Source organism: Streptomyces sp. NPDC090106, from assembly GCF_044747265.1.
GTDB lineage: Bacteria > Actinomycetota > Actinomycetes > Streptomycetales > Streptomycetaceae > Streptomyces.
The window spans coordinates 106,853-128,240 of the sequence record NZ_JBIVDS010000003.1 but is presented as its reverse complement, the minus strand read 5'-3'; the positions used below and the strand labels follow the sequence as shown (position 1 = coordinate 128,240).

At 73.5% G+C, this 21,388-nt stretch carries 19 protein-coding genes; 9 read left to right on the top strand and 10 right to left on the bottom strand.

Features of this window, described 5'->3' with window-relative positions:
• Positions 1–30 precede the first annotated feature (30 nt).
• The 7 genes from ACIPSE_RS10510 to ACIPSE_RS10480 are packed head-to-tail and all read left to right on the top strand — an operon-like array spanning position 31 to position 5,706.
• Positions 31–1,095 carry a RidA family protein gene (locus ACIPSE_RS10510; RefSeq protein ID WP_401660092.1) on the top strand — a complete coding sequence of 355 codons (1,065 nt, stop codon included), beginning with the start codon at positions 31–33 and terminating at the stop codon, positions 1,093–1,095.
• Positions 1,092–1,643 carry a MaoC family dehydratase gene (locus ACIPSE_RS10505; RefSeq protein ID WP_401660090.1) on the top strand — a complete coding sequence of 184 codons (552 nt, stop codon included), beginning with the start codon at positions 1,092–1,094 and terminating at the stop codon, positions 1,641–1,643. Before ACIPSE_RS10510 ends, ACIPSE_RS10505 begins: the two co-directional genes overlap by 4 nt.
• Positions 1,640–2,083, top strand: a complete 444-nt coding sequence (locus tag ACIPSE_RS10500) for a MaoC/PaaZ C-terminal domain-containing protein (RefSeq protein ID WP_401660087.1) — start codon at positions 1,640–1,642, stop codon at positions 2,081–2,083. Before ACIPSE_RS10505 ends, ACIPSE_RS10500 begins: the two co-directional genes overlap by 4 nt.
• A complete protein-coding gene (locus ACIPSE_RS10495; RefSeq protein ID WP_401660085.1) occupies positions 2,080–3,228 on the top strand; it encodes an acetyl-CoA acetyltransferase in 1,149 nt (382 codons plus the stop codon). Before ACIPSE_RS10500 ends, ACIPSE_RS10495 begins: the two co-directional genes overlap by 4 nt.
• The gene (locus ACIPSE_RS10490) at positions 3,225–3,677 is read left to right on the top strand and encodes a Zn-ribbon domain-containing OB-fold protein (protein ID WP_401660082.1); all 453 of its coding nucleotides are present in this window, start codon (positions 3,225–3,227) and stop codon (positions 3,675–3,677) included. Before ACIPSE_RS10495 ends, ACIPSE_RS10490 begins: the two co-directional genes overlap by 4 nt.
• Positions 3,678–3,680: 3 nt before the next feature.
• On the top strand, positions 3,681–4,844 hold the full coding sequence (locus tag ACIPSE_RS10485; RefSeq protein WP_401660080.1) for an acyl-CoA dehydrogenase family protein: 1,164 nt from the start codon (positions 3,681–3,683) through the stop codon (positions 4,842–4,844).
• A gap of 1 nt (position 4,845) precedes the next feature.
• Positions 4,846–5,706, top strand: a complete 861-nt coding sequence (locus ACIPSE_RS10480; RefSeq protein WP_401660077.1) for an HpcH/HpaI aldolase/citrate lyase family protein — start codon at positions 4,846–4,848, stop codon at positions 5,704–5,706.
• A 257-nt stretch (positions 5,707–5,963) separates the two neighbouring features.
• Here the strand turns inward: ACIPSE_RS10480 and ACIPSE_RS10475 are convergent, their stop codons facing one another.
• The 3 genes from ACIPSE_RS10475 to ACIPSE_RS10465 form a co-directional block, all read right to left on the bottom strand.
• A complete protein-coding gene (locus ACIPSE_RS10475; RefSeq protein ID WP_401660075.1) occupies positions 5,964–7,451 on the bottom strand; it encodes an MmgE/PrpD family protein in 1,488 nt (495 codons plus the stop codon).
• Entirely contained in the window at positions 7,448–8,290 is an 843-nt protein-coding gene (locus ACIPSE_RS10470) for a cyclase family protein (protein ID WP_401660073.1), read from the bottom strand. The genes ACIPSE_RS10475 and ACIPSE_RS10470 overlap by 4 nt, the downstream gene beginning before the upstream one ends.
• 65 nt (positions 8,291–8,355) lie before the next feature.
• Positions 8,356–9,603 (bottom strand): CaiB/BaiF CoA transferase family protein, encoded by a 1,248-nt coding sequence (locus tag ACIPSE_RS10465; RefSeq protein ID WP_401660070.1) that lies wholly within the window; start codon positions 9,601–9,603, stop codon positions 8,356–8,358.
• 138 nt (positions 9,604–9,741) lie between these two features.
• Here ACIPSE_RS10465 and ACIPSE_RS10460 point away from each other — a divergent pair, with 138 nt between their 5' ends.
• Positions 9,742–11,187 carry a dihydroorotase family protein gene (locus tag ACIPSE_RS10460; protein ID WP_401660067.1) on the top strand — a complete coding sequence of 482 codons (1,446 nt, stop codon included), beginning with the start codon at positions 9,742–9,744 and terminating at the stop codon, positions 11,185–11,187.
• Between the two features lie 84 nt (positions 11,188–11,271).
• Here ACIPSE_RS10460 and ACIPSE_RS10455 read toward each other — a convergent pair whose 3' ends face one another.
• The 3 genes from ACIPSE_RS10455 to ACIPSE_RS10445 all read right to left on the bottom strand — a co-directional run bounded on the left by ACIPSE_RS10455 (position 11,272) and on the right by ACIPSE_RS10445 (position 15,403).
• A complete protein-coding gene (locus ACIPSE_RS10455; RefSeq protein ID WP_401660064.1) occupies positions 11,272–12,114 on the bottom strand; it encodes a DUF4437 domain-containing protein in 843 nt (280 codons plus the stop codon).
• A gap of 84 nt (positions 12,115–12,198) precedes the next feature.
• The gene (locus ACIPSE_RS10450) at positions 12,199–13,812 is read right to left on the bottom strand and encodes a class I adenylate-forming enzyme family protein (protein ID WP_401660062.1); all 1,614 of its coding nucleotides are present in this window, start codon (positions 13,810–13,812) and stop codon (positions 12,199–12,201) included.
• A gap of 130 nt (positions 13,813–13,942) precedes the next feature.
• Complete coding sequence (locus ACIPSE_RS10445) at positions 13,943–15,403, bottom strand: MFS transporter (RefSeq protein WP_401660060.1); 1,461 nt, start codon at positions 15,401–15,403, stop codon at positions 13,943–13,945.
• 167 nt (positions 15,404–15,570) lie between these two features.
• On the opposite strand from ACIPSE_RS10445, the gene ACIPSE_RS10440 reads away from it, so the two are divergent.
• Entirely contained in the window at positions 15,571–16,920 is a 1,350-nt protein-coding gene (locus tag ACIPSE_RS10440) for an FG-GAP repeat domain-containing protein (protein WP_401660058.1), read from the top strand.
• Positions 16,921–16,983: 63 nt separating this feature from the next.
• Here ACIPSE_RS10440 and ACIPSE_RS10435 read toward each other — a convergent pair whose 3' ends face one another.
• The 4 genes from ACIPSE_RS10435 to ACIPSE_RS10420 form a co-directional block, all read right to left on the bottom strand.
• Positions 16,984–17,919, bottom strand: a complete 936-nt coding sequence (locus tag ACIPSE_RS10435; RefSeq protein ID WP_401660056.1) for an alpha/beta hydrolase family protein — start codon at positions 17,917–17,919, stop codon at positions 16,984–16,986.
• Between the two features lie 277 nt (positions 17,920–18,196).
• Positions 18,197–18,808, bottom strand: a complete 612-nt coding sequence (locus tag ACIPSE_RS10430; RefSeq protein WP_401660054.1) for an acetoacetate decarboxylase family protein — start codon at positions 18,806–18,808, stop codon at positions 18,197–18,199.
• Positions 18,805–20,574, bottom strand: coding sequence for an FAD-dependent oxidoreductase (locus tag ACIPSE_RS10425; RefSeq protein ID WP_401660051.1), 1,770 nt, complete (start codon positions 20,572–20,574; stop codon positions 18,805–18,807). Before ACIPSE_RS10425 ends, ACIPSE_RS10430 begins: the two co-directional genes overlap by 4 nt.
• A 14-nt stretch (positions 20,575–20,588) precedes the next feature.
• Positions 20,589–21,242 (bottom strand): TetR/AcrR family transcriptional regulator, encoded by a 654-nt coding sequence (locus ACIPSE_RS10420; protein WP_401660049.1) that lies wholly within the window; start codon positions 21,240–21,242, stop codon positions 20,589–20,591.
• Positions 21,243–21,388 lie beyond the last annotated feature (146 nt).

The following is a 21,388-nucleotide window of genomic DNA, read 5'->3' as shown; positions in this document are numbered from 1 at the left end:
CCGCCCCCTCACCCTCCCCGGAGGCCTCCGTTGACCGCCGCATCCCCACCGGCACCGCGCCGGGCCGCCGTGACCGTCCTCGGGCGCGGCCATGGCGCCGCCGCCCAGGCCCGCGCCGCCTATGGCGCGCTGCGCGCACGTGTCGCCGACCCTTCGGGGGTCCGGTTCACCGAGTACGTCACGGTGGCCGCGCCCGAAGCCCACTTCGAGCTGGCGGCGGCCAGGGCCGCGATGTTCCCGCAGGCGTCCGGCGTCCCGCGGATGGTCGTCGTCGAGTCGCTGCCCGACGACCGCGCCCTGCTCGCCGTGCACGCGTCGCCCGGCGCACCGGACGCGAGGCCGGACGGCTCGGTGCGGCTGCCCACCGTGCTGCCCCTGGACGGGCACGGGACGGTGGTGCACCGCGACGACTTCGTGGGGCAGTACGCGTACTGCCTGCGCCGGGCCGGGAAGTTCCTCAAGGGCGCCGGGCTGAGCCTGGACCACGCGGTGACCACCTTCGACTACACCACCCCGGCGACCCGCCGCGCCTACCCGCAGTGCGCCGGGCCGCGCCGTGAACTCCTGGGCGGGGCAGGGGTGTTCCCCGGGGCGGGCGGCATCCTGATGAGCCGCCTGCACGCGCCGGGCGTCCTGGTCGCCCTGGACGTCACGGCGTCCCGGCATCCGCTGACCGCCGTCAACCCGGGCTGGCGGCGCTACGACACGCTGACGTACAGCCCGGGGGTGCTGGCCGGGCGGACCCTGTACATGTCGGGGTTCGCGGCGCTCGACATGGAGACCCAGCAGGCGCTGCACGCGGGCGATCCGGTCGCGCAGACGGAGACCGTGCTGCGGGCCGTCCTGGAGGTGGTGGCCGAGGCGGGCGGCACCGCCGCGGACCTCGCCTCGCTGGAGGAGTACCTGTGCCCGCCCGCGTGGGGCGCCCGCCCCGCGCTCGCCGCGGCCCGCGCCCGGGTCCTGGGCGCCGCGGCCCGGCCCGCCCTGACCTCCGTCGGCTGCGCGACGCTGCTGCGCCGCGAGTTCCTCACGGAGGTCTTCCCGACGGCCGTGCTGGCGGACGCCCCCGATCCGGCGGAGGAGGCCACCCGATGACGACCCCGACCCCCACGTCCCTGCTCACCGACGAGCTGCGGGCCGAACTGACCGGCCGCACCGCCGTCTACACCGCGCCGGAGGAGCTGGGCCGCGCCGCGATCCGCTACTTCGCGCTCGCCACCGGCAACCCGGACCCGCTGCACCACGACCCCGAGTACGCGCGCGCCCACGGTCACCCCGACGTGATCGCCCCGCCCACCCTGGTCTGCGAGACGAACCAGTACGCCGGCCTGCCCCCGGACGAGGACGGTTACCCCGGCCACACCTGGGGGATCCGGCTGCCCGGCACCCGTACCGTGCGCGGCGGCAACGCGTACACGTTCCACCGTCCCGTCCGGCCCGACGACGTGATCACCGCGACCTGGACGGTGACCTCCGTGACGGAACGCGTCACCGGAGCCGGTCTGCCGATGCTGGTGGTGCGCTCGCACTGCGCGTACACCTCCGGGAACCACGGCGGTGAACTCCTCGCGGAGAACGAGGAGACGGTCCTGCACATCGCCCTCGCGCCCACCGCCGCCGCATCCCCCGAGGAGACGCCGTGACCGGCCCTCAGCTGCTGCCCGGGTCCGTGGTGCCCCCGCTGCGCCGCGACTTCCCCCTGACCCGCATGGTGGCGTACGCGGGGGCCACCTGGGACTGGCACCGTCTGCACTACGACCCCGCCTACACCGCCGCCCGCGGCCTGCCCGCCCCGGTGGTGGACGGGCAGGTCTTCGGCGCGCTGCTCGCCGAGCAGCTCCAGCGCTGGCTGGGCCCTCAGTGCACGCTGCGCACACTCCGCTTCCGGTTCGCGCACCCGGTGTTCGCCGGGGAGAGCGTGCTGTGCACCGGCCGGGTGACGGAGGTGGACGGCGCGCTGGTGACCGTCGAGCAGCGCGTCGAGGTGGTCGGGGAGAACGGCCGTACGGCGGTGGCCCCGGCGGGCGCCACCTTCACCCTCGCCGCCCCGCCGGACAACACTCGTACCCGGCCCGGGCCGTGACGGCGGCGATCGTCGGCGCGGCCACCTCCGACCTCGGCGTCACCGGGCTGCCCGCGACGGCGCTCCTGGCGCAGGGCGTGACACGGGCGCTCGCCGACGCCGGGCTGACCCTGGCCGACGTGGACGGTCTCGCGACCTCCGGGATCGGCCGGTTCCCGGCCACGCAGGCCGCCGCCTACCTGGGCATCCGGCCCGCGTGGACGGACTCGACGTTCGCTGGCGGCAGCGCCTTCGAGATGTATGTGGCGCGCGCCGCACAGGCGTTGGAGGCCGGGCAGTGCCGTACGGTCGTCATCGCCTACGGCTCCGACCAGCGTTCGGCGCGGCGCCGTTCCCTCACCGGGCCGCACGACACGGCCGTACCGGAGGCGCAGTTCGAGGTGCCCGCCGGGCCGCTGTACCCGGCCTCGCACTACGCGATGGCCGCGCGCCGCTATCTGCACGAGTTCGGCCACGGCCGGGAGGTGCTGGCCTCGGTGGCGGTGGCGGCCCGGGAGTGGGCGCTGCTCAACCCGGAGGCATACCGGTACGCGTCGGGCCCCCTGACGGTGGATCAGGTCCTGTCGGCGCCGATGCTGTCGAGCCCGCTGACGACGGCGGACTGCTGTCTGGTGACCGACGGCGGCGGAGCGATCGTCCTCACCACCGCCGAACGCGCCCTCGATCTGCCCCGCCCGGCCGTCCTCGTCCTCGGCTACGGCGAGGCGACCGGCCACACCGGCTCCGCGGGGCCGCCCGACCTCCTCGACAACGGCGCGCGGGCGTCCGCCGACCGGGCCTGGGCACGCTCGGGGCTGGGCCCGCGGGACATGGACGTCGTGCAGATCTACGACTCGTTCACCATCACCACCCTGCTGTCCCTTGAGGCCCTCGGATTCTGCCCGCCGGGCACGGCCGGGGCGTTCGTCACCAAGGGCGCCATCGCGCCGGGCGGCGAGCTGCCCGTCAACACCTCGGGCGGCGGCCTGTCGTACGGCCATCCCGGGATGTTCGGGCTGTTCCTGCTGATCGAGGCGGTACGGCAGCTGCGCGGCGAGTGCGGTGCGCGGCAGGTCCCCGGAGCCCGCACGGCGGTCGCGCACGGCACCGGCGGCATCCTGTCCAGCCACGCCACGGTGGTCCTCGCCCGGGACGACGCCCGGTGAGCGGCCAGGGAGCGGAGGCGGGCATCCCGGAGGCCCTCCTGCCCGCCGCCCCGGACGCCGTGACCGCGGCCTACTGGGAGGCGACCCGGGACGGCACGCTCACCGTGCAGCACTGCCCGGCCTGCGGTGCGCACCAGCATCCGCCACGGGTGCTGTGCACGGGGTGCGGCGGGACGGAGGGGCTGCGGCAGGTCCCGGTGACGGGGACGGCGGTGCTGGACACCTTCACGACCGCGCACCGGGCGCCGGACGGCCGCCCGCTGCCGCACACCCTGGGCCGGGTGCGGCTCGCCGAGGGCCCGGTGCTGCTGGTGCCGCTGCTCGGCGACCCCGGTTCCCTCTCCTGCGACCAGCCGGTACGACTGGTGTGGCTGCCCCTGCCGGACGGCCGCCGCCAACCCGCCTTCGCCCCCGCGCACATCGCCCCTCCCGAGCAACCGGAGCCGTGAACCGTGGACTTCACCCTCAGCCCCGAACAGGAGCTGTACCGCCGCACGTTGCGCGACTTCGTCGCCAAGGAGATCGATCCGGTGGCCCGGGAGTGGGAGGAGTCCGGCCGGTATCCCACGGAGATCGTCGAAGTGATGCGCGCGATGGGCCTGTTCGGGCTGACCGTGCCCGAGGAGTACGGAGGCCTGGAGGTCGACATGGTGTCGTTCGCCCTCACGTTCGAGGAGATCTCCCGGGGCTGGATGGGCATCGCCGGCATCCTCGGCTCGCACTCCCTGGCCTGCCTGCTGATCGCCCGGCACGGTACCGAGGAGCAACGGCGGCGGTGGCTGCCGGGGATGGCGAGCGGGGAGACGCGCAGCGGTATCGCCCTGACCGAGCCGGACGCCGGCACCGATCTCCAGGGCATCCGCACCACCGCCCGTCGCACGGACGGCGGTTACGCGATCGACGGGGCCAAGACCTGGATCACCAACGCCCGTCACGCGGGCGTCCTGCCGGTGCTGGTCAAGACCGACCTGACGGCCGAACCCGCGCACCGGGGCATGAGCATCCTGCTGGTCGACACCGGGACCGAGGGGTTCACCGTCACCCGGGACCTGCCCAAGCTCGGCTACCGGGGCACGGAGACGTGCGAACTCCTCCTGGAGGACGTGCGGGTGCCCGAGGAGGCGCTGCTGGGCGGGGTCGAGGGGCGCGGGATGCAGCAGGCGCTGTCGGCGCTGGAGACGGGCCGGATCAACGTGGCGGCCCGCTCGGTGGGGATCGCCCAGGCAGCGCTGGACTCGGCCCTCTCCTACACGGCGCACCGGCACGCGTTCGGGCGTCCCATCCACGACTTCCAGGCCGTCCAGCTCCGCCTCGCGGACATCGCGACCCAACTCCAGGCGGCCCGGCTGCTGGTGTACTGGGCGGCCTCCCGGGCGGACGGCGGCGCGCGGGTGGACACGGAGTCCGGGATGGCGAAGCTGTTCGCGTCGGAGACGGCCATCACGGCCGCGCTGGACGCGATGCGGCTGCACGGCGGATACGGCTACTCGAAGGAGTTCGTGGTGGAACGGCTGTACCGGGACGCGGCGTTGATGAGCATCGGCGAGGGCACCAACGACATCCTGCGCACGGTCATCGCCAAGCGGCTCAGCTCCGGCGCGACGAGGATCGGCTGACGTGGCCGCCCGCTCCTACCTGTACGTCCCGGCCGACCGCCCTGCCATGCTGGCCCGTGCCCTGGAGCGCGGGCCGGACGCGGTGATCGTCGACCTGGAGGACGCCGTCGCCCCGGACGCGAAGGACGCGGCGCGGAGGGCCGCCGCCGACTGGCTGGCCGGACTGGACCCGTCCGGCCCCACGGAGGTGTGGGTCCGCGTCAATCCGGGCCGCACGGGCCTGCTCGACGCGACGGCGGTGGCGTCTCCCGCCCTGCACGGCCTGTGCCTGGCCAAGTGCGAGACGCCCGACGAAGTGGCGGGGGTCGATTCGCTCCTCGCCGAACGGGAGTTGTCACTGGGCCTGCCGCCCGGTGCCATCCGCCTGTCACCGCTGCTGGAGTCGGCGGCGGCGGTCCTCGCCGCCCCCGCCCTGGCGGCGGCCCCGCGGGTGGCGCATCTCCAGGGCGGCGAGGCCGACCTCCGGGCCGACCTCGGCATGGATCCCGACCCGGTGGACGAGCGCGAGATGCTCCCGATCCGGGTCTCCCTGGTCCTGGCCTGCGCGGCGGCACGCGTGGGACCGCCGGTCGGCCCCGTCAGCACGGACTACCGCGACACGGACGCCCTGCACCGCTCCACCCTCGCACTGCGCCGCCTCGGCTACCGCTCCCGCGCCTGCATCCACCCGGCCCAGATCCCCGTGATCCACGAGGTCTTCACCCCCTCGCCCACCGAACTGGCCGCCGCCCGTGCCCTGGTGACCCGCTTCGACACAGCCGTCCGCAACGGCACTCCCGTCCTGGTCGGCCCTGACGGCCGCATGATCGACGAAGCGGTGGTAAGAGCGGCCCGCCGCCTCCTGACAACACCGAACGCCTGACACCGCGCCCCGCCAGGAACACACAGAACCGCGCAACCGACACCCGAGGGACCACTCCTCCAGGGGCGCGGGGAACTGCGCGACCACCCCCCCCCCCACCAGCCGGCACCCGACACCCAAGGGGCCACCCCCTCAGGGGCGCGGGGAACTGCGCAACCAGCCCCCACCGGCCGGCACCCGACAGCCGAGACCAGCTTCCCCAGGGGCGCGGGGAACTGCGCAAATAACCCCACCCCCGGTCAGCCGACCAACTCCCCTCACCCCCGCCGCGTCAGCGCCAGAAGCCTCCGAACGCACCCCGCCCCCGCACCCCCGAGCCCATCGACCTCCGCCGCCAGCACACCCACCCCCGCACCCCCGAGCACCGGCTCAACGGCCCGCCGGAACTTCCCCTCCCGCGCCTCCCGACCCAGCGGAGCGCCCGGCCCGCCCCGCGACCCGGCAACCCGGTGCTCCCACCGCGCACCGTCCTTCGTGAGAATCCTCAGCACCGCACTGAACGCATGCGGAAACTCGTCGTCGCACACGGCGTCCCGCACCACCGTGACCCGCTCGGCGAGCGCCCGTCGCGCCGGATCCCCGAACGCCGCAGGGGTGAAGTCCCCCAGGTGGAGGCCGAGTTCGGGTTCCCCCTCGGTCAGCAGCGCGGCAGCGACCGTGTACGGCCCGGAGAACTTCGCGTGGTACGGGGTCCGCGGCCGGACCTTCTCCTCGCGGGGTTCCCCGATGGTCCGGCGGGGCGCCTCGGCGACACCGAGTTCGACGGCGGCGATGTCCCGCGGATCGAGCCCGCGTGCCCGCAGGGCCAGCGCGCAGTCGATGCCGGGATGGGTGAAGTGGTTGGACGGGTACGGCTTGTAGACGGTCCGCGGGTACTGCCACGACCGCACGTCGTGGGGCGCGTCGAGCCCGTCGGTGAGCGGCCCGGCATGCCAGTGCTCACCGAGGAACGCGGTGAGGAACCCGAAGCGTCCCTCGACGACGGTGGGCGGTCCGGTGACGCCTTCGGCGGCGAGCTGCGCCGCCGTCACCCCGCAGTGGGCGGCCCACCCGCAGTGCACCCGTTTCACGCTTCCGCCGGTGCGGTTGGCCTCGATGACGCCGGCGCCCATGGAGCAGGCGATGCCGATGGCGTCGGCGACGCGGGCGGCGGGGAGGTCCATGAGGACGGCGGCGGCGACGGCGGCGCCGACGGTCCCGCAGATCGAGGTGGCGTGCAGGCCGCGTTCGAAGAAGGACGAGTTGCGCAGGCCGGGGTCGTAGGAGGCCATGCCGAGCCGTACGCAGACCTCGCCGCCCGCGGCGAGCGCGGCGAGCAGCGCGGGGCCGTCGGCGTCGCGGGCCTCGGCGACGGCGAGGGCGGCGGGCAGGACGGCGGCGGTGGGGTGCAGGACGGACGGCAGGTGGGTGTCGTCGAAGTCGAGGGCGTGCGCGAGGGTGCCGTTGACGAGGGCTGCGCGGTCGGCGGGCAGCCGGTCGCCGCTGCCGATGACGGTGGACTCGGCGCGGCCACCGGCGTGCCGGGCCGTGCGCAGAGCGGCCTGGTGGGGTGCGGCAGGTCCGTTCTCGCCGGTGTCGGGGCCGAGGGCGGCGAGGCAGTTGCCGAGGAAGTCCAGGACCCGGTGGGCGGCGTCGGCGGCGACGGCCTCGGGCAGGCCGTCACGGCAGCCGGCGGCGAAGGCTGCGAGCCGGGCGGCGATCGCGGGCTCGGTGCCCGGGGAGGCGGGGGCGAAGGGCGGGGTCACGCGGTGGGGCCTTCGGGCAGGAGGGCGAGCGGGCGTACCGGTGCTCCGGTCGCGCCGACGAACGGCAACGGCGCGAGGACGAGCAGGAATTCGGCCGCGCCGGACGCGGCGAGCGCGTCGAGCCGCATGGTCTCCACGATGTTGATCCCGGCCTCCACGAGGAGCGTGCGGTGCACGGGCAGGGTGGCGTGGCCGCGGCCGGGCGCGATGTGTTCGAAGGCGATGGTCTCGCCGCCCGCGAGGGCGGGGGTACGGTCGGCGAGCCACTGCCCCGCGGCGGCGCCGGGGCCGGGGGCGCCGCCGGTCTGGCCGGTGAAGACCGCGGGGTCGGCCCAGTGCCGGGTCCAGCCGGTGCCGATGAGGACGGCCTCGCCGGGTGCGACGGTGACGCCCGCGGCGCGCTCGGCGGCCTCCAGGTCCTCGGGGGTGATCTCGTATCCGGCGGGCAGGACGGGGACGTCGTGGAGGCGGGCGATGTCGAGGAGGACGCCGCGTCCGACGTACGGGGTGAACTCGTCGATGCCGAGCCGGGCGAAACCCTCGTGGCTCTGCACCTCGTGCGCGGGCCGGCCGCCGTGCAGGAGGCCGTCGTGGGAGACGTGGGCGAGGGCGTCGACGTGGGTGCCGACGTGGCCGCCGGTGATGACGATCTCGTTGGCGGCGGACCCGCCGTCCTCGCGGACGAGGTCGCCGTGGCGGCGCTCCAGCAGCATGCGGTACGGCGGGTGGTTGGGCGACTGGGGCATGCCGCGCCGCATCGGCTGGGCGAGGTCGACGACGCGGGCCCCGGCGAGGGCCTGCCAGGGCGGCGCGGGGAGGACGCCGGGGGCCGGTGTCATGGGGGCCTTTCCTCGGGCATGGGGGATGCGGGCGGGGACGTCCGTCGTGGTCCGCGCGCCCTCGGTCATACGGTGCCTTCCTCGGCGAGCGCCCGGAGTTCGTCGTCCGTGAGGCCCAGCCGGTCCCGGTAGACGGCCGCGGTGTCGGCGCCGTGGGGGCGGCCGGTCCAGCGGATGGAGCCGGGTGTGGCGGAGAGCCGGTAGAGGACGTTCTGCATGCGCAGCGGGCCGAGTTCGGGGTCCTGGACGGTGGTGATGGAGTCCAGTGCCCGGTACTGGGGGTCGGCGAAGACGTCGCGGATGTCGTAGACGGGGCAGATCGCGGCGTCGGCCTCGGTGAAGGACTTGACGACGTCGTCGAGGTCGCGGGCGGCGATCCAGTCGCCGACATGCCCGTCCAGGAGGTCGGCGTGGGCGGCGCGTCCCGATCCGGTGGCGAACCAGGGTTCCTCGGTGACCTCGGGGTGTCCGACCAGCCGCAGCACGCGTTCGGCGACGGACTGCGCGGAGGTGGAGACGGCCACCCAGCGGTCGTCGCGGGTGCGGTAGGTGTTGCGGGGCGCGTTGTTGGCGGAGCGGTTGCCGGTGCGGGCGGGGACGGTGCCGAGCTGGTCGTAGGCGGTGGCCTGCGGGCCGAGGAGGGTCAGCAGGGGTTCGACGATGGCGAGGTCGACGACCTGTCCCCCGCCGTCCCCGCCTTCGGCACGGTGGCGGGCGCGGTGCAGGAGCGCAGTCTGCACGGCGGAGGCGGTGACGAGGGCGGCGACGCCGTCGGCGAGGCCGAAGGGGGGCAGGGTGGGCGGCCCGTCGGGTTCCCCGGTGATGGCGGCGAAGCCGCTCATCGACTCGGCGAGGGTGCCGAACCCGGGCCTGCGGGCGTAGGGCCCGAACTGGCCGAATCCGGTGACCCTGGCGATCACCAGGCCGGGGTTGGTCTCGTGGAGCCGCTCGGGGGACAGCCCCCAGCGTTCCAGGGTGCCGGGGCGGAAGTTCTCGATCAGGACGTCGGCCTGTGCGGCGAGGCGCAGCAGGATGCGCGCGCCGGCGGCCCGGGACAGATCGAGGGTGACGGTGTGCTTGTTGCGGCCGAGCATCTTCCACCACAGGCCGGTGCCGTCGCGGGCGGGGCCGTGGGTGCGGGCCGGGTCGGGGCGCCCGGGGTGCTCGATCTTGATGACGTCGGCGCCGTAGTCGCCGAGCACGGTGGCGGCGAGGGGCCCGGCGAACAGGGTGGCGCAGTCGAGCACGGTCAGTCCGGCGAGCGGTCCGGGTGGTGCCACGGGCCCGGCCGGGAGGGGGACTTGGGAGGGCACAGCGGCTCACACCTCTTCAGTGCAGCATGTTTCTCCTTGTGGAACACAGTTACCAAAAGCTAGCATGCGCCTCGCCGACGCAAAAGAGAAACGACGTTTCCTCAAGGGGAACTCGGGACCGGAAGGCGGTACGTGGGCATGGCACGCTACGACCTGCTCGTGAAGAACGGCACCCTGGTCCAGCCATGGACCGGGGAGATACGCGCCGACCTGGCCGTACGCGACGGGGTGGTCGCCGCGATCGGCACCGACCTTCCCGCGTCCGACGCCGACGAGGTGCTCGACGCCACCGGCAGGGCGGTCCTGCCCGGCGCGGTGGACGCCCACTTCCACCTCGGCATCTACCGGCCGCTGGACGTGGACGCCGCCGACGAGACCCGCTCCTCGCTGGTCGGCGGCGTCACCAGCGTGCTCTCGTACTTCCGCACGGGCGAGCACTACCTCAACCGCACCGGGCCCTACGCGGAGATCCTGCCGGAGGTGCTGAAGGCGGTGGAGGGCCGCGCCCACACCGACTACGGGTTCCATCTGGCGCCGATGGACAGCGCACAGATCGGCGAGGTGCCGGACCTGGTCGCGGACGCAGGGGTCAGCTCGTTCAAGTACTACATGTTCTACAAGGGCTTCAATCTCTCCGCCGACTCACGCGACGCGCGCGGGTTCCGGATGACCGGCGAGGGCGAGGAGTACGACCTCGGGCATCTCTACCAGCTGATGGAGGCGGTGGCCGCGGCGGACGCCGGCACCGACCGGCGGGTGTCGCTGTCGCTGCACTGCGAACAGGCGGAGCTGATGCGGCTGTTCATCGACCGGGTGCGCGCGGCCGGCGATCCGCAGACCCTGCGCGCCTACAGCGAGGCCCGCCCGCCGCTGACCGAGCGGGTCGCGATCGGCGAGGCGGCGACGCTGGCGCACGCGACGGGCTGCCCGGTCAACCTGCTCCATCTGTCGAGCGAGGCGGCCCTCGACGCGGCGCGCGCGGCCCGGGCGGCGGCCCCCGGAGTGGATCTGCGCACCGAGGTGACGCTGCACCATCTGTGCCTGGACCACGACACCCTGGACGCGTCGGGCTCCGGGCTCGGCGGCAAGGTCAATCCCCCGATCCGCACGGCCGCCGACAACGAGGCGCTGTGGACGGGCGTCCTGGACGGCTCGGTGGACTGGGTGGCCTCCGACCACGCCTGCTGCATGGAGGAGAGCAAGGGGGACGCGCTGTGGCCCGCGCTGCCGGGGTTCGGCGGGACCGCGCTGCTGTATCCGCTGCTGCTGTCCGAGGGGTACCACCGGCGGGGTCTGCCGCTGCGCAGGGTGGCCGAGCTGGCGTCCGGTTCCCCGGCGGCGGCGTACGGACTGGCGGGGCGCAAGGGGTCGCTGATGGTGGGGCATGACGCGGACCTGGTGGTCGTGGACCTGGAGGCGGAGCGCACGGTCACGCCCGAGCTGCTGCTGTCGGGGCAGGACCACTGCCCGTTCGCCGGCCGCACCGTGCGCGGCTGGCCGGAGGCGACGGTGCTGCGCGGGCGGATCGTCTACCGCGACGGCGAGACCGTCGACGCGCCGCAGGGCCGCTATCTGCCCCGCTGATCCGCACCCGCGACCGGCAGGGGCCGGGCCCGTCGCACGACGGACCCGGCCCCTTCACCGTTCACCGTTCGCCGGGGACGGCGTTCACATGCCGTCGCGGCTCCAGTCGCCGCGCGAGCGCGAGCGCAGGGGCATGGTGGAGGGCTGGGGCGCCTGGTGCGGCTCGTAGTTCTCCGCCTCGCCGCCCCAGTTGATCCATTCCTCGGTCGTGTACCAGTTGATGAGCTCGCCGTCCGAGCGGATGATCCACTCGGTGTCCTCCTCGGCGATGAAGTGACCGTGCTTCACGAACGGCGGGCGGAAGCAGTACGTGCCGGGGTCGATGTCGCCGAAGTTGTAGGTCATCCGCCCGCTGAGTGTGTAGAACTCCTCGTAGCAGGGGTGGTGGGCGAGCCGGTGGTCGGTCCAGCCCTTCGGGGCGAGGATCAGCCGGGTGTAGAAGCCGGTCTTCTCGTTCCGGTGCAGCAGCTTGATGTAGAGCGGGCTGATGGGTCCGACGGTGGGCGCCGCGGTCCAGTCGAGGCTCTCGGGGTCCCGTACGGTCGCCTCGCCCTCGGCACCCGGGGTCCGCTCACCGCCGAGCAGGAAGTCGGCGGGGCCGTACTCGCGCCAGTGCAGGACCTTGCTGCCCGCGGTGACGGAGACGGCCTCCATGGGCACTCCGGTGGGGACGTGGACGTAGCCGCCCGCGCCCAGGGCCTGTTCTCCGTAGACGAGTCGGCCGGAGAGGACGAAGAACTCGGTGTCCGCCGAGGGCACTCCGGCGGCGCGGGACCAGTCGGTGTCGAAGACGAGGGAGAGGGCACTGGAACCGTCCTCCTCGTCCGTGCTGAGGCGGCGTTCCCGCACCTCGCCCTCGCCGCCGGGAAGTTCGGCCGGATGCCAGACGTAGTCGTCCTCGTGGATCAGTTCCACATGCGGGCGCACCGCGCCACCGCCTTTCGTTCGTCATGCCGTGCGTTGGTCGGGACGTGCGTTGGTGGGATGTGAGGTCGCCATGCCGTCCGTCGGTCAGGCCGTGGAGGGGTCCTGCTCCGCCCGTGACGGCGGGGTCCGCTCGCGCAGTTCGCGTTTGAGGACCTTGCCCGCGGAGTTGCGCGGCAGCGCCGCCACGGTCTCCGTCCGCCGCGGGAGTTTGTAGGGGGCGAGGCGGGCGCGCAGGAACTCCCTGATCCCGTCCGTGTCCAGGGGCGGCGCGCCCGGCGCCCAGACGACGAAGGCGGTGACCGCCTCGCCCCACACGGGGTCGGCCGTGCCCGCGACGGCGCACTCGCGCACGGCGGGGTGGGCGAGGAGGGCCTCCTCGACCTCGCGCGGGTAGACATTGAGCCCGCCGGAGACGACGACGTCCTTCTTGCGGTCGACGATGGTGACGTATCCGTCGGCGTCCACGGTCGCGACGTCACCGACCGACAGGGCTCCGTCGGGGGCGCGGCAGGCGCCGGAGGCGACAGGATCGTCGAGGTAACCCGCCATCAGGAAGGGCGACTTGCTGAAGAGCTCGCCCGGCTCCCCGGGCGGCAGGGACACTCCGTCGTCGTCCACGACCCGCACCTCGGTGAGATACCAGGCACGCCCCACCGAGCCGGCCTTGCGGCGCGCGTCGACAGGGCGCAGATCGGTGACGACGCCGCCCTCCGTGGAGCCGTACAGCTCGTGCACACCGCAGTGGGGGAAAGCGTCGAGGACCCACTCCTTCAACGGGACCGGCAGAGCAGCCGCGTTGAAGTAGAGGGTGTCGAGAGCGGGCAACCGGTAGCGGGCGGGGGCCTGTTCGCCGAGGGCGCGGATGGTCTGGGCGTGGGTCGGCACCAGGAACACGGACTGGGCCCGGTGCTCCTGGGCGAGTTCGAGCATGCGGACGGGGTCCCAGCGCGGCAGCATCACGACGGTGCCACCGGTCAGGACGGGGGCGTAGCCGAACATGAAACCGGCGCCATGACTCATCGGCGCGACGGCGATGCTGGTCCTGCCCTCCCCAAGTCCCCATTCGTGGGCGGAGAGCAGCGCCGTGAGGGCACGTCCCCCGTGGGTGAGCAGCGCACCCTTGGGGCGGCCCGTGGTGCCGGAGGTGTACTGGACGCAGAAGACGTCGTCACCGGTGACGGCCACGGCCGGATCGCGGTCGGGTGCGGAGGCCAGCGCCGTCTCGTACGCCTGGCCGGGGCCGGGCCGTCCGACGGTGAGCACGACCGGGAGTTTCCCGCCGCCCTCGGTGACGGCGGAGACGGCTTCCTCGGCACGCCCGTCCTGCACGATCAGCGCCTGTGCCCCGCTGTGACCGACGATCCACGCGATCTCGGGGCCGGTCTGCCCGATCCCCAGCGGAACCATCGGCAGCCCCGCCTTGGCCAGCGCCGCCGCGACCTCGGGGTACTCCAGACAGTTGCCCAGCAGCACGGCCACCGGATCGCCGGGGGTGAGCCCGGCGCCGAGCAGGGCCTGCGCCAGCCGGTTCGACCGCGCGTGCAGCGCGGCGAAGGTCAGCGAGCGCTCGCCGTCCACGACGGCGGTACGCCCGGCGTCGTGGACGGCGCGCTCCCGCACTCCGGTCGCCATGGTGACGGTGACTCCGTCGGCGAGGATCCGCCGGACCCGGGCGGGCAGGGGTGGTGCATCGGGCATGACGACACGTCCTTCCCGGGGACCCGGCGGCGCGGGATCCAACAACTCCTGTTGTACCCAAGCCGTTCCTCATCAGTCAACAATGTTTCCACCAGCGGAACAGCTGTGCGGGCAGGAGCCGACGCGCCGCTCACCGGTCGCCGCGCTCGGCCTGCGCTACGGCCGCCGCCGCGTCGTCGTCGTAGGCCGTACGCGCGCGCCATACGACGGCGCAGCCCACGGCGAGCGGGACCAGCACGGAGGCGAAGGCGAGGTCGAGCGAGCCGGTGGCCTCGGAGAGGAGGCCGATCAGCCAGGGTCCGAGCGAGCCGCCGAGGGTGACGAGCATCTGGAGGACGGCGAACCCCATCCCCCGCCGGCCGGCGGACACGACGTCGGCGTTGGCGGCCGTGAGGTTGGCGAGCGAGACGGCGAAGCCAAGATTGGAGAGGGTGAAGAAGGCCACCTGCGGGACGAGTTGGGGAACGGCGACGGCGCCCGCCAGGGCCAGGGTGCCGAGGCCGAGGCCGGCTCCGCCCAGGGTGACGCGCCAACCCGGCCTGACCCCGTGGTGACGGTCGCCCCAACGGCTGCCGAGGAGAATCCCGGCGGCGATCCCGACCAGCCCCGCACCGCCCGCGACCGCCGCCGCCGAGGCCTCACCGAGGCCGAACTTCCGGTCGTAGAAGGAGGGCATCCAGAAGAAGAGCCCGCCGAGACCGAAGAAGACGATGCTCAGGCCGCCGACCACGGAACGCAGGGTGCGGATGGCGAGGAGTTCCCGGACCTGGCGCGCGAGCGGGACGTCCGGCTCCGGCGAGTGAGACGTGCCGGCGTCCTCCGGGACGGGTTCCGCCACCTCCGCGGGCGACTCCGGCACCGCGGGCGGCTCCGGCACCCCGGCAGCCTCTCCCCTCCGATACCAGAGGGTCAGCCGGTCCCCCGTGCCGCGCAGCGGCTCCTTGAGCGTGAGGACGAGCAGGGCCACGGCGATCCCCGGCAGGGCGACGAGGAAGAACCCGGCGCGCCATCCGACGTGCTCGGCGAACGCACCGCCCGCGATGACCCCGACGGGCAGGCCGCTGAAGTACGCCATGCGTTCGAGCCCGAAGGCCCGGCCGCGCCCGGGGCCGGGGTGGTAGTCGGCGAGCAGGCTGGACGCCGGAGGGTTGTAGAGCTGGCCCGCGGCACCGAGGAGCACCCGCACCGCGAAGAGCGTCGCGTAGCTCCCGGCGAGACCGGTGCCCAGGGTGAGCAGCGCCCACAGGGCGACGACCGCGGACACGGTCCAGGTGCGCCGGGCCCGGTCGGCCAGCCTCCCGGCCGGCAGCAGCAGGACGACCGCCGCGATCGAACCGGCGGTGGCGATGGCCCCGGCGGCGGCGTCCCCGAACCCGAACTCCTCCTGGATCTTGGGCAGGGCGCCGGCCAGGAGGTTGTACTCGATCCGGTCCACGGCGGCCACCAGGGCGATACAGCAGGCCGGCCACCACCCGAAGGGCGCCGGATCACCGCGCCGCACCTCCGTCGTCCCGCCACCGGGGAACACGGAGAACACACCCGATTCGGCGTGTCGGGTGCGCTTCTCCCCGCCCGCACGTCGCTGAACCATGGAGCCACCTCTCAACGACCGCTCTCGACGACCGCTCTCGACAAACGCGAGCAGAAGGAAACAGAGTTTCCCTAAAACATCAGAAAGGTGAGACCCTGACAAGGGCCTGGGACCCGCGGACACCCAGCGTTACACGCATGTCATGCCCACCTCATTCGGGAGGCTCCTTGTCCAGACCGACGCGCCCGGCAACCGCCCTGCTCATCACGCTGACCTCGTTGTGCGCCGCCGTTCCGGCCGGTGCCCTGCCCTCCCGGCCCGCGCCGCCCGCGTTCTCCGCCCACACGGTCGACGCGGCGCTGCCGGGAGCGGCGTTCGCCGTGGCAGGGGACCTCGTGGGCGGACCGCGCAAGGAACTCGTGGTGACGGGGTTCGGCCGTTTCACGACCGTCCCCGGCGGACCGCCGGTCCCCCCGGCGGCGGGCCGACTCGCCCTGTACCAGCAGAACGGCGCGGACCTCGACACCTGGTCGAAGCGGCTGGTCTTCGACACAGACGCCGGGATCCCCTTCCCCAACGAACCGGCCCTCGCCGATGTCGACGGCGACCGCGACCAGGACATCGTGGTGCCCGGGGGCTTCTTCCGCTGCACGACCCTGTGCGGGTCCCTCACCTGGTGGGAGCACCGGCGGGGCGGCACCTGGAAACGTCATGACATCGTGGCTCCGGGAAGTTCGGACCTCTTCTACCACCGCGCCGTGGTGGTCGACTTCGACAAGGACGGCCGCAAGGACCTGGTGACCGTCGGGGAGTCCTCCACGCCCGTCACGAGGACACCGGACGAGCCGCCCGCCGCCGCCTGGATCCAGGTCTTCCGGGGCGTCGACGGGCCCGAGCGGTTCAGCACGGAGCCCGTCGACCTCGCGCCGGGCGGCGGCGCCCTGCCCGTCGTGGCGGACGTCGACCGTGACGGCGACCTGGACGTGGCCTCCGCGCAGTACTTCGAGCCGGGGGCCGCGTTCATGTGGGCCGAGCGCACCGGACGGCCGAGCGCGGCACACCCGTTGGGCGACTTCACCCCGCACGTCATCGACACCACCCAGGGGCGCGCGATCCAACTGCGGGCCGTGCGCAACCTGTACGGCGACGGCCGTACCGTGTGGGTCGGTTCCAACCACACCAACACCGCCTTCCCACCGGGCTCGGCCGAACCCCCTTCGCAGGTGGTCTCGTTCACGGTGCCCGCCGATCCGCGCGGGCCCTGGGCCCCGACCGCCCTGTCCGAGGGGATCGTCGCGCGCGGCCGGGCCGGGCAGGCGGCGCCCGGTGTGTTCGGCAGCGGCGACATGGACGGCGACCGCGACACCGACCTGCTGGTGTCGGGCGACGGCGACGACCGCCTGTTCTGGCTGGAACAGAGACGCGACCACACCTTCGCCACCCATGTGCTCGCCACCGGCGCGGGCCAGGCGGGCGGAGCCGTGGTCACCGACCTGGATCGGAGCCGGCCGGCCCGCAACGAGGCCGTGTTCACCGTGTTCGAGTCGGACAGCGTCATGGTGTGGTCCCGCGACTGAGCCGCTGACGCCGGCCGGCTCGCCCATGGTCGCGCGGGCGGGCCGGCCGGCGTCGCCGTCACGTCAGGGCTTGGCGGAGTACACGACGCCGGTCAGGTTCTGGGCGGCGGAGCCCCACACCTGGTCGTACAGCGAGGTGTCGACGCCGAGCGTGTACAGCAGCCACGCGGTCGTGACACCGTAGGTGAGCTTCAGCTGGGCCGCGCGGGTGATGCTGCCGCTGTCGCAGCCGAGACCGGAGCTGTCCTCGAACCCGCAGTGGAACCCGCCGGTGATGACGCGGAGTTGGGTGGGAGCGGGCTTGGCGTCGTACATCTTCTGCTGGTTGTCGGCGACCCCGGCGATGGAGTCGGCGCTGCCGCCGACGTACTGGACGGGAACGCCCAGCGTCCGGCCCGCCTCGACGGCGGACGGGTTGGTCTCCGCCGCCGCGAGCGTGCTGACGGACTTGACGGCCGGGTTGCGGCTCGCCGCGACCAGAGCCGCGCCACCGCCCATCGAGTGCCCGGAGAGGGCGTACTTGGCGGTGTCGACGCGGCTCGCGAAGCGTGAACCGCTGGTGGTGTTCTGGGCGGTGAGCCAGGTCAGTGCCGCGTTCAGGTCGTCGGCGAAGTTCGTGTGGCTCGGGAAGAGGCCGCCCTGGGATTTCGGGACGACGGTGATGACGCCCCAGGACGCGTAGTGCTTGAGGAGGCTCTCGTACTGGGTGATGGCCTGGAAGAAGCCGTGGCCGAAGGCGAGACCGGGGTGGGCGCCGGCGGCGACGGCCGCGTTCGCCCCGGCCGTCGTGCCCGGGTACCAGACCCGCGCGCTGTACGAACGGCCCGCGGCCGACACCGTGACGTCGGTGTAGGCGACGGGGAACGACCCGGTGGTGGAGGGGTCCACCGCCTGGACCGAGGGTGCCGCCGGGGCGGCGAGGGCGGCCGGCGCGCAGGCGAGGGCCGCTGCCGCGGTCAGCACGACCGCGGTCATCGAACGCAGGATTGCACGGAACACGAGATCACCGTTTCTGTGGGGGTGAGCATGTGTGGACGTACGCATAGGGCTGTACGTGTGCGGGTGTACATGTGCGGCATTACATGTGCGGGTGTACATGTGCGGCATTACATGTGCGGGTGTACATGTGCGCGTGCACGCGCATAGGCAGGTGTGTGCCTATACGTGGGTGGGGCCGTCCCTGACGGGAAGGCGGGGTGGGGCGTGCCGCAGGGGAGGCTGCGGTGGCGCTCGGCGGATCCTCCGTGACCGGCCGCCGCCGGTCACGGAGGACGTCTCAGCCGCCGAAGCTCAGCGTGAAATCGCGCAGGGTGAGGCTGATCAGCGGGGCGCGGCGGCCCAGGTCGGCGAGCCGGCCGTCGGACGGCACGGTCCACGCGGCGCGCGCGGCCCGCACGCTCGCCCGGCTGCGGACCCGGCTCGTCCTGGTCCTGCCGTCCAGGGTCTGGACGATCCGGTACGACAGCGGCAGGCGGCCGGGGAGGCGTCCGCGCTCCTCGAACCGGGCGGCGGCGAGCGGTCCGTCGTCGCTCTTCGCGGCGAACGACGCCACGTCCGTGCGCTCGGCCTCGAAGACGGCCATCTCCTTGGGGATGCCCCACAGGGCCCGGCCGCCGGCCATCGAGGCGGGGCTGTCGACCCAGATGTCGGTGATGCAGACCCGCGGGCGCCCACCGTCCCGCACCAGGACGGCCCGCAGCAGTTCCCCGTAGTGCAGGACACTGTCGTTCTCGTAGACGACCCAGGCCGCGCCCGCCAGTCCGCGGCCGGCGACGGTCACGGGACGGGTGCCGACGGCGACGGGGGGAAGGTCGGCGCGCGGCACGGGCCAGAGCGAGAGGTACATCTGACCGGCGAGGTGCCAGGGCTCATCCGGGTAGGGGGTCATTCCGCGTCCGTTCCGTGGGGAGGTGAAAGGCGCAGGGCACCCGGGGCCGTGGCCGGGACGACCGGCCGGTGCGGGGGGACGGGTGCGACGTGCCCGTAGGGCAGACCGGGTGCGGGGCGGGGGTCCGTGTCCCCCTTGTTGGGCCACAGTGCGGTGGCCCGCTCGGCGAGGGCGGTGATGGTGAGCGAGGGGTTGACGCCGAGGTTCGCGGAGATGGTGGAGCCGTCGATGACGTGCAGGCCGGGGTGGCCGTGGAGCCGGTGGTAGGGGTCGACGACGCCGTCGCCCGGGCCGTCGCCGACGGTGCAGCCGCCGATGAGGTGGCCGGTGGTGGGGATGTCGAAGAGGTCGGCCCAGGTGCCGCAGGCCTGGCCCCCGATGCGGTCGGCCGCCGTGCGGGCGGCCTTGTGTCCCGCCGGGATCCAGGCCGGGTTGGGGGCGCCTTCGCCCGGACGGCTGGTGAGCCGGCGGCGGCCGGTGCGGGTGCGGCGCAGAAAGGTGGTCACCGAGTTGTCGACGCTCTGCATGACGAGCAGCACCACGGACTGCTGCGACCATCGCCGGGGGTTGTGCAGCGCGGGCAGCCGGCGGACGTTGCGGGCCATGGCGGCGAGCCCCACCAGCAGACGGGACCGCCCGGGCACGGGGTCGACGAGCATCGCGCCGAGCAGCCCGAGCAGGTTGCTGCCCCGGCCGTACCGGACCGGTTCGACGTGTGTGGTGTCGTCGAGGTGGACGGAGGAGGTGATGGCGACGCCACGGGAGTAGTCCGCGTCGCGTTCCGGCGCCCGGACGCCGAGGATCGCCTCCGAGTTGGTGCGGGTCAGGTGCCCCAGCCGAGGCGAGATGCCGGGGAGGGAGCCGTCCGCCTTCAGGGTGTGCAGCAGTCGCTGCGTGCCCAACGCACCGGCTGCGAAGACGACATGACGAGCCGTCACGACGTGACGCCGCCTCCGCCCCGGGAGGGCGCCGGTGCGGACGGAGACGACGGCCCAGCCGTCGCCGCGGCGCTCGATGCCGGTGACCGTGCGGCGTTCCAGGACGCGGGCGCCCGCACCCTCGGCCAGACCGAGGTAGTTCTTCGGCAGGGTGTTCTTCGCGTTGTGCCGGCACCCCGTCATACAGGCTCCGCAGTGCACACACGGGGCACGGCGGGGTCCCGCGCCGCCGAAGTAGGGGTCGGGGACGGCCTCGCCGGGCGGGGCCCCGTCCGGACCGAAGTGCACACCGACCGGCGTGGGGCGGAAGGTGTCGGCGCAGCCGAGGTCGCGCGCGGTGTTCTTCAGCAGCAGATCGGCCTCGGTGAACAGCGGGTTGGGTGTCACTCCGAGCATGCGGCGGGCCTGGGCGAAGTAGGGGGCCAGTTCGCGCCGCCAGTCGGTGATGCCGGCCCAGTGCGAGCCCTGGTAGAAGGCGTCCGGCGGTTCGTAGAGCGTGTTGGCGTACCCGAGGGATCCGCCGCCGACACCGGCGCCGGTCAGGACGAGGATGTCGCCGAGCAGGGAGAGCCGCAGGATGCCCGTGCAGCCGAGGCGTGGCGCGAAGAGGTAGCTGCGCACCCGCCAGGAGGTGCGCGGGAAGTCGGTGTCGGAGAAGCGCCGCCCAGCCTCCAGGACCGCGACCCGGTAGCCCTTCTCGGTCAGCCGCAGGGCGCTGACGCTCCCGCCGAACCCCGACCCGACGACGAGGACGTCGTAGTCGAAGCCGCTCTCCCCTTCTCCTCCGCTCTCCCCTCCCCTCCCGCTCATCGCCGTTCTGCCGCTCATCGCTTGTCTCCCGCTCATCGCTTGTCTCTCGCTCTGAAGTCGGCGAGCAGCGGGGTGACGAGCCGTTCGAGGTTGGCGCGCCGGACCTCGGGGTGGACCGCGCCGAGCGGGAGCGTGCTGTCGAGGCCGGGCATGTGAGGGACGAGGGCGAGGTGGGGAAGGAGCACCAGGAGCATCGACAGGAGCGCGTCCAGGTCGGCGTCCTTGCGCAGGTCCCCCGCGTCGACCGCGCGTTCCAGCAGGGGCCGCAGACCGGCGAGGTAGATGGTGTTCACGGGGACGCGCACCGCGTCCCGGACGGCGGGGTCCATCTCCATGTTGGTGGCGGCCGTGACACCGCGCTCCAGCGGATGCCGGGCGAAGTAGTCGAGCCACGCCGCCAGCGCGTCGGTGAGGTGGGTGGCGAAGTCGCTGGTGCCGTCGTAGCCGTCGAGCCAGGGCTGCATGCTCTCGTAGATGCGCAGGGAGGTCTGCTCGGCGACGTACGTGAAAAGGTCGAGCTTGCCGGAGAAGTACTGGAAGAGCGATCCCTTGGCGACCCCGGCCTCCCGGGCGATCACGTTGAGGCTGCCGGTGGAGTAGCCGTGCGTGCCGAACTCGTCCATCGCCGCGACGAGAACCCGCTCGCGGCGGACCGGCGAGAGCCGGGTCCAGGTGGGCGTGGGCATGGGCGCTCCTCGACATGACCGGGCGGTCACATGACCGCCCGGTCATGGTGGAGGCGGCACCCGGGAGATGTCAACGAGTCGGACGGACAAGCCTGTTGAAGCCTTTCGGCACGGCATCGCACACCCATTGACAGAACGTCGCGCGC